At 41.0% G+C, this 7,712-nt stretch carries 5 protein-coding genes; all 5 read left to right on the top strand.

From position 1 onward, the window contains the following. The first annotated feature begins 1,102 nt into the window (after window positions 1–1,102). The 5 genes from ACYQ28_RS18380 to ACYQ28_RS18360 all read left to right on the top strand — a co-directional run bounded on the left by ACYQ28_RS18380 (window position 1,103) and on the right by ACYQ28_RS18360 (window position 7,611). On the top strand, window positions 1,103–3,385 hold the full coding sequence (locus ACYQ28_RS18380) for a TonB-dependent receptor (protein WP_460052590.1): 2,283 nt from the start codon (window positions 1,103–1,105) through the stop codon (window positions 3,383–3,385). A gap of 307 nt (window positions 3,386–3,692) precedes the next feature. Further along, window positions 3,693–4,829, top strand: coding sequence for a nucleoside hydrolase (locus ACYQ28_RS18375; RefSeq protein ID WP_460052588.1), 1,137 nt, complete (start codon window positions 3,693–3,695; stop codon window positions 4,827–4,829). A 674-nt stretch (window positions 4,830–5,503) separates the two neighbouring features. After that, on the top strand, window positions 5,504–6,148 hold the full coding sequence (locus ACYQ28_RS18370; RefSeq protein WP_460052586.1) for a PepSY-associated TM helix domain-containing protein: 645 nt from the start codon (window positions 5,504–5,506) through the stop codon (window positions 6,146–6,148). A 32-nt stretch (window positions 6,149–6,180) separates the two neighbouring features. Further along, the gene (locus ACYQ28_RS18365) at window positions 6,181–6,714 is read left to right on the top strand and encodes a DUF2271 domain-containing protein (protein ID WP_460052583.1); all 534 of its coding nucleotides are present in this window, start codon (window positions 6,181–6,183) and stop codon (window positions 6,712–6,714) included. 66 nt (window positions 6,715–6,780) lie between these two features. Then, the gene (locus tag ACYQ28_RS18360) at window positions 6,781–7,611 is read left to right on the top strand and encodes a DUF4198 domain-containing protein (protein ID WP_460052582.1); all 831 of its coding nucleotides are present in this window, start codon (window positions 6,781–6,783) and stop codon (window positions 7,609–7,611) included. The last annotated feature ends 101 nt before the right edge of the window (window positions 7,612–7,712 follow it).

Here is a 7,712-nt window from a genome sequence, read left to right as displayed (position 1 = left end):
TCACTTACCGTTCTTGAAATTGGCGACACATCCTTGTGTCGCGAGAAACTCTAGGTTAATCAGAGTTTCCTATATTTTGCAGTGATTATTTTTACGTACCATAAAAATAATCTAGCGGGAGAATACGGACTTCACCGAACTAAATTACGGGAATCAAACAGTAATTTTTCCATGATTGAATCAGAAAATAGACATTTAAAATACGACTTCTAATTTCTTCTCAATAATATTCCCAATATTGCGTCAGTTGTTTTAATACTAAACTTCAAAAATATAATAGCGAGTAATAGTCTAATAAACACAAATTAATTATCAGCGCAGCATTGATATAAAAAACTCTGATTGATACTACTGATAAATGTAAGTAATTCATTCACATCATAATTAGATCAGCATTTATCGTACAAAAATAAAAAACTGCCCTTGATGCTCGTGTTTAAATTGTCTGCAACATCAGTAATTACTGATAAATCAGTGCATAAATTAACCGCCAAGCAATTTGTCATTTTGGTCAACTTTTTTGATCTTGTTCATCAATAGAACAACAGCTAACCGCCTGTCGAAATCTGAGCAAATATTAAGTTTTTGTCATTATTAATTAACAATACTGAAATTTGTGCAAAAACCTAATCGTTAAGAAGCCCTGCTACTGAACGAATACTCCTTAATTTACGGTATTTTTTACAGAATTAGGCAATTTCCTCGAAAATGCAGTCGCGACTTGCCGAGTTGCGATAATATTTTCACGCCTAATTTTTGAGCGATCGATTCAAAAAATACAGTTATGAATAAAAAATACCAACTTGACGCATTAATGTGATAATTTATTAACCATGTGGTCAGCTATTGTGCATATTTATACGAACAAATAATTTAATTTCTTGTTTTACCTGTTCAATCCCACAGTTTACAATCCTTGCCGTTATTTTTTCTTAGCACTTACTTTAGGCATAACTATTGCCATTCGAGTGACGTTGTTAAACTCACTTAGGTTGGATCTTGTGCACCACTCTATCGAATTATCTACCGTGGTTATAACGCTCATTAATTACGCATGACTTGAGCTTTTATCATACTGCTCAACATTATTTAGGAGTTATCCGTGAGGAAAAATCTTTTGTCTCAACACATTCACCGCATTTCTGTTACAGCCTTGGCACTTGGCTCTGTTATCTGTAACGATGCATTTGCGCAAGAATCCGCGGCGCAAACGCGCGGTGTTTTAGAAACCATTACGGTAACCGCCGAACGACGTGAAGCAGACATTACCGATGTACCGGTTTCCGTTTCTGTGTTGGGTAATGAATATCTGGAAGCAATTGGTACCAGCGGTGGCGATGTAAGAATCTTGGCCAGCAAAGTACCCAGTTTAAACGTCGAATCTTCCAATGGTCGAACCTTTCCGCGCTTTTATATTCGCGGTTACGGCAATACCGATTTCTCAAGTTTCGCGTCACAGCCTGTGTCACTGGTTTATGATGATATCGTTCTTGAAAACCCTGCGTTAAAAGGTTTCCCAATTTTTGACCTTGCCAACGTAGAAGTTTTACGCGGCCCACAAGGTACATTATTTGGACGCAACACTCCCGCCGGTGTGGTTAAATTTAATTCTGCAAAACCGGTCATTGGTTCTAGCGAAGGTTACGTCAATTTATCAACGGCAACTTACAACACATCCAATGTTGAGGGCGCATTTAACCTGCCAATTAACGATGAATGGGCTGCCCGCTTCTCTGCGCTTTACCAACATCGTGACGATTTCGTCGATAACGTAATTCAAGATGCCAACGGCAATACCGTTCGCAACAGCGATGCATTCGGTGGTTACGATGACAGCGCCGCTCGCTTCCAGCTTTTATATGAACCCAGCGAAGGCGACTTTAGCGCGTTATTTAATCTGCATGTACGCAATATCGACGACGGTACTGCTCGTTTATTCCGCGCAAACATTATCGAAAAAGGCGACAATGATTTAGTACCGGGTTTTGATCCTGAAGAAATTTCTATTGACGGTGAAAATACCCAGTCTTACACCAGCGTTGGTGGTAGTGCTCGCTTGCAATGGGATTTAAACGAAAATTACACGCTGCATTCTATTACCGGTTATGAAAGCGTAACCCACTACTTTACCCGTGGTGACGTTGATGCCGGTTTTGGTGCTTCGTTCGCGCCACCTTTTGGCCCAGGATTTATTCCTTTCTCGGTTGAAACTGCTGGCGGATTAGACGACCACGAGCAAATTACGCAAGAGTTGCGTATCGAATCTACTTTACCCACGGCTTTAAACTGGCAAGCGGGTGTCTTCTATTTCTACGAAGATGTAACCGATAACTCATTCACTTACGACACCTTATTCGGTGGTGATCGCACCCTTCAGCAAAGTAATCAAGAAAACACCGCGTGGGCAATTTTTGGTTCTTTAACCTACGACGTTAGCGACGATTTACAATTGAGCGGCGGCCTGCGTTACACCTACGACGATAAAGACTTTACTCAGTCGATTAATTCACCTGCCGAATTTAAGGCCGGTGGCGACGAATCTGAAGTAACTTGGGATTTAAGCGCGCACTATTCCCTAAACGATGATGTTGCGCTTTATGCACGCATTGCTACCGGTTTTAGAGCCCCTAGCTTTGGTTCACTCTCTTCTACCGGTGATGAAATTACTTTCGCTGATTCAGAAACCATTTTATCCTACGAAACCGGTATCAAAACCGAACTCTTTGATCGTCGTGCCCGTTTAAACTTTAATGTTTATTACTACGAAGTTAGCGATCAACAATTAACGGCTGTTGGTGGTACCTCTAATCAAACCGCGTTAATTAATGCCGATGAAACTACCGGCCAAGGTTTTGAGTTAGATTTTGAAGCATACATTACCGAAAACCTATTCGTGACAATAGGTGGTAGCTACAACGATACCGAAATCAACGATCCATCTTTATCGGTTTCTGGTTGTGGGTCTGATGCTGATGGCCGCCTATGTAATATTAATGATCCTCTAGTGATAGGTCCAAACGGTGAAGAGACCTTCAGCATTGATGGCAATCCACTTCCACAAGCCGCAGAGTGGATTGGTAACGCAACCGTACGTTATGAATATCCATTAACCGATGGTTCTCAAGTTTATGCATTTGCTGATTTTGCTTATACCAGCGAAGTGAATTTCTTCTTGTACGAATCGGAAGAGTTCGAAAGCGAAGGCTTATTTGAAACCGGTTTACGCTTGGGCTACAACTGGGGCGGTGGTAAATACGATGCCGCATTATTCTGCCGTAACTGTACCGACGAAACCCGCGTAACAGGCGCCATCGACTTTAATAACCGCACCGGCTTTGTGAATGATCCACGAGTGATTGGTGCGCAATTTAAAGCGTCTTTCTAAGCGTTGAGATAAGATGTTTTGATTAAATTCAGCGAAGCACCTGCTAAGCAAAAATATTTTCAAAGCATACCTTACCAGTAAAGAATAAAAGGAATTGCAGAAACTAAAGTGAATTCAGATTCACCAAAAGCTTCTAGCGACACAAGGATGTGTTGCCAATTTCATAAACCGTAAACCATTAAAATTGCGAAGACATTAAAAATTATATTTTCAATGCCTTTTCTTTGATTAAATCACGGAAGCGTTAATCAGAAATTCTAGATAGTCTCGGCTACGGATGGCTAATCCACTCACATAGGAAATACCCATGCGTAAATTTTTTTCCGCTCACCTAGCGGCCGCTACTGTTATCTCTAAAATTTGTACCATCGCCATAGGTATTAGTCTTTGTGCGCAAACATTCGCTGACGAAAAAAGAAAAGTTATTCTCGACGACGATGGTTTTGCTATAGCCCAATGGATGATTATTCAAGACGATAATACCGATGTCCTTGGAATGACCATCGTTAGTGGTAATCGCTGGCGCGACGCTAACGTAGCGCAAGCATTACGCTGGTTAGAATTAGCCAACCGAAGTGATATACCCGTTATTCCCGGCGCGATTTTTCCGTTATTAAACAGTGAAAAATCCACAGAACTTTGGGAAGAACGCTACGGTGAATTAATTTGGAAAGGTGCTTGGCAAAAGGCTTGGGCAGAAGATACCGAGCAGGTACTACCAACCTATCACGCATGGAATGAAGTACCCGATTTACCGGAAGGAAATCCAACCACAAAAGCAGCCAATGAAATTGCCGCAAACTTTTTAATTCGCAAAGTTCGCGAATTTCCCGGACAAATAAGCATTATCGCCACAGGCCCAATGACGAATATTGCTCTAGCGCAAAGCCTTGATCCCGAATTTGCATCTCTAGCAAAAGAATTAATTTATATGGGCGGCAGTTTAAATCCAAAACAGGTTTTGGATAATCAACCAGCTAAAGAGTTTGCCCGAGAATTCGTGAACTCACCAAGACGAGAATTTAACTTCCGCTGGGACCCAGAAGCCGCGAGCATAGCCTTGCGTGCACCTTGGAAAAAAATTGTTATGGTTCCCGTTGATCCATCAACAGAAACGCAATTAACGCCTCAGTTGCTAAAAGCAATGTCAAAACGTAAAAACCCAATGACCGACGTTGTTCGCACACGTGAGCCTAATTTTCCTTTGTGGGACGAAATTGCCTCGGCGGTTTGGTTAGATCCAAGTTTAATTGATGAATCTGCACAATTATACGTAGATGTCGCAACCGACTTTGGCCCATCTTACGGTGATACTCTTTCCTGGGCGGAAGGTTATCAACCAGATTTGGGTGCAAAAAAAGAAACCGTGGTTTTATCGGTTGATGTAAAAAGATTAGAAAAACTCATGATTGAGTTAATGAACAAACCACTTCCCCAAAAATAATTTCCAATCTTCTTATAAATTCTAATAAATCCAGAATTTGTAGCGACACAGGGATGTGTCGACCATTTAGAAAACGGTAGGTTATTTACCGATAAAAAATCAGATGCCGTTTTTTAAGATTTATTATCTAATCTCCATAAGAAACAACAATACCTCGCATATCATTGCCTATATTTCACAATATTTATCATTATGGGCAGTGATACAAAAAAGAGTCTCTTTTCTGTTTTTGCACAGAAATTTTCGATTGGCTCAACCACGATCTAAGCAGAAACTCCTAGATTACTTTGCAAGCGTTTTCTAGAATCTAACCTGTGGTCTATCAACATCTGACCTATCTCCACATTTCTTCCTTAATCTATTGAATAAAATTAACACTTTACAGGCTTAAAACTGTAGATTTTGTTATTGATAATAATTATCATATAGAAATCGTTATCAAAATATAACCGTCAAAATTTGTAGCTCAAAAGAAGCGTTGCTCAACTCTCGTAGAGGAAGCTCTGATTAACCTAGAGTTTCTCGCGACACAAGGATGTGTCGCCAATTTCAAGAACTGTAAGTGATTGAAATTGTGGACGAGTTAATCAGAGGTTCCTAGAGTTAATTTAACCTTTTATTTTTTTGTAAATTCAAATAACAAACATCTATCAATATGGGTAGTGCCGCATTGTATGCATACGCAAGTTAAACAAGACTCGGCATCTAAAAAATCCAACTATTGGATTTCACTTGGAACCTTGCGCCAATGGCACTGGATTAGTTCCGCTTTTTGTCTGATAGGAATGTTGCTCTTTGCAGTTACCGGTATAACCTTGAATAACGCCCGTCTTGTTTCTGCAAAACCAGAAATCATTACCATTGAGTCAGAATTAACGCCATCACTGCTCGATGCGTTACTCGAAACACACGACGGAAAACTTAATCCGCTACCGCTTAGGGTCAGAAAATGGCTAGAAAGAAACTACCAGCTGGATATTCCACTTAAAGATGCTGAGTGGGACGCGACCGAAGTTTACTTAGGTTTACCCAGACCCGGTGGTGATGCTTGGCTCAGTATTGATTTAGAAACCGGTGAATTTATTTATGAAAGAACCCACCGCGGCACCATTTCTTTCTTAAATGATTTACACAAAGGTCGTAACACCGGGTCAACTTGGAGTTGGTTTTTAGATATATTTGCCAGTTTTTGTATTATTTTTTCGTTAAGCGGCTTATGGCTTTTAGTTCGCTACGCAAAACAACGTCCAAGTACATGGCCGTTGGTAACTTTGGGTTTTGTTATTCCAGTGGTGTTAATTCTAATTACCATTCATTAATTCACATAAAAAATTTCCAAATAAGGTTTATTATGGCATTTCGTTTTCGAAGTATTTACACCTTACTATTTGCCGTTAATATTTTTTCGTTCGCACATTCTACGTACTCATCCGAGTTAAATATCAGCATCAAAATTCCAGAATTAAACGTTGCCGAATATCACAATCCCTATGTTGCTATCTGGATAGAAAACCAAGACGATAAATCGGTTACTGACGTACAAGTGTGGTACAACGCCAAAATGCGAGACAAAGAAGGCAATAAATGGTTAAAAGATCTACGGCAATGGTGGCGCAAGTCTGGTCGCTCGTTGGATATGCCAGTGGATGCCATTACCGCCGCAACGAAAGGGCCCGGTAAATACAACCTCAACTTTATAGCCGATGATAAAAAATTAAAAAATCTAACTCCTGGTAACTATCGTCTTCGCATTGAAGCCGCCCGTGAAGTCGGTGGACGAGAACTACTCGACATTCCTTTTCAATGGCCGATAAAAAATGCCGCGACTGCAAAAGCACAGGGAGAAAGCGAATTAGGTGAAGTTATCTTGAGCTTAAAACCTTAATCACCTTGTCTAGGAATCTCTGGATTAATCAGAGCTTCCTAGAGTTTTAGCATTGGAAGTTACTTTATGAAAATCAAATCAACGCTTTACGCAGCCATAGCTCTCTCTGCAACGGCATTTACTTCGGCAACCCAAGCGCATAGAGCTTGGATTCTTCCAGATGTAACCGTGCTCTCTGGGGAAGCTCCGACGGTTGCTTTTGACGCGGCAGTTTCCAACGAAATTTTTAATTTTGATCATTTCGCACTACCAACAGACTCTATTAAAGCCATCGCGCCCGACGGCAGCTCGGTAGTCTTAGAGAATCCAGCCAAGGCCCGATACCGCAGCACCTTCGACCTTACCTTAAAACAACAAGGCACCTACCGTGTATTTACCGCGTCCGAAGGCTTGCGAGCCAGCTGGGAAACCAAAGATGGCAAACGCGGTTTTTATCCGGGCCGTGGCCAGCCCTACAGTCCAGAAGGTTTTGAAAAAAGTGTGCCTAAAAATGCCAAAAACCTCGAAATTACCCAATTCTCGCGACGTATGGAAACCTTTGTAACCTCCGGTGAACCCTCGGAAGAAATCTTGGCAATTACCGGTAAAGGCATCGAGTTAAAAACCGTATCTCATCCCAACGATCTTTATTTAAGTGAGCCTGCTAAATTTCAATTAATGATTGACGGAAAACCGGCCGCCGGTGCAGAGGTAACATTGGTGCGAGAGGGTTCTCGCTATAGAGATAACCAAGAAGCTATTACCCTCAAAACCGACGACAAGGGCGTATTTATAGTGAATTGGAATGGTTCAGGTCGATACTTTTTAGAAGCCGAATACGCCGATACCAATGCAAAAATACCGGCAACCAAACGCATGGGTACCTACTCTGCGGTGTTTGAAGTGTTACCCGATTAATGTTGTCTTTATTATCCAATGAAATTCTAGCGGGAATAATAATTCTCGCTTGGATTCTTCTCACAATTTGGAGCTACAGACATATTGTCTTCAAATCGAAA

The sequence above is a fragment of the Sessilibacter sp. MAH1 genome, from assembly GCF_054658315.1.
The sequence above is the reverse complement of the archived record's forward strand: the minus strand, read 5'-3'. Positions and strand labels throughout refer to the sequence as shown.

Coding starts and splice junctions, on each gene's coding strand:
- ACYQ28_RS18375 (WP_460052588.1), top strand. CDS start 3,693: ATGCGTAAATTTTTTTCCGCTCACCTAGCGGCCGCTACTGTTATCTCT.
- ACYQ28_RS18370 (WP_460052586.1), top strand. CDS start 5,504: ATGCATACGCAAGTTAAACAAGACTCGGCATCTAAAAAATCCAACTAT.
- ACYQ28_RS18365 (WP_460052583.1), top strand. CDS start 6,181: ATGGCATTTCGTTTTCGAAGTATTTACACCTTACTATTTGCCGTTAAT.
- ACYQ28_RS18360 (WP_460052582.1), top strand. CDS start 6,781: ATGAAAATCAAATCAACGCTTTACGCAGCCATAGCTCTCTCTGCAACG.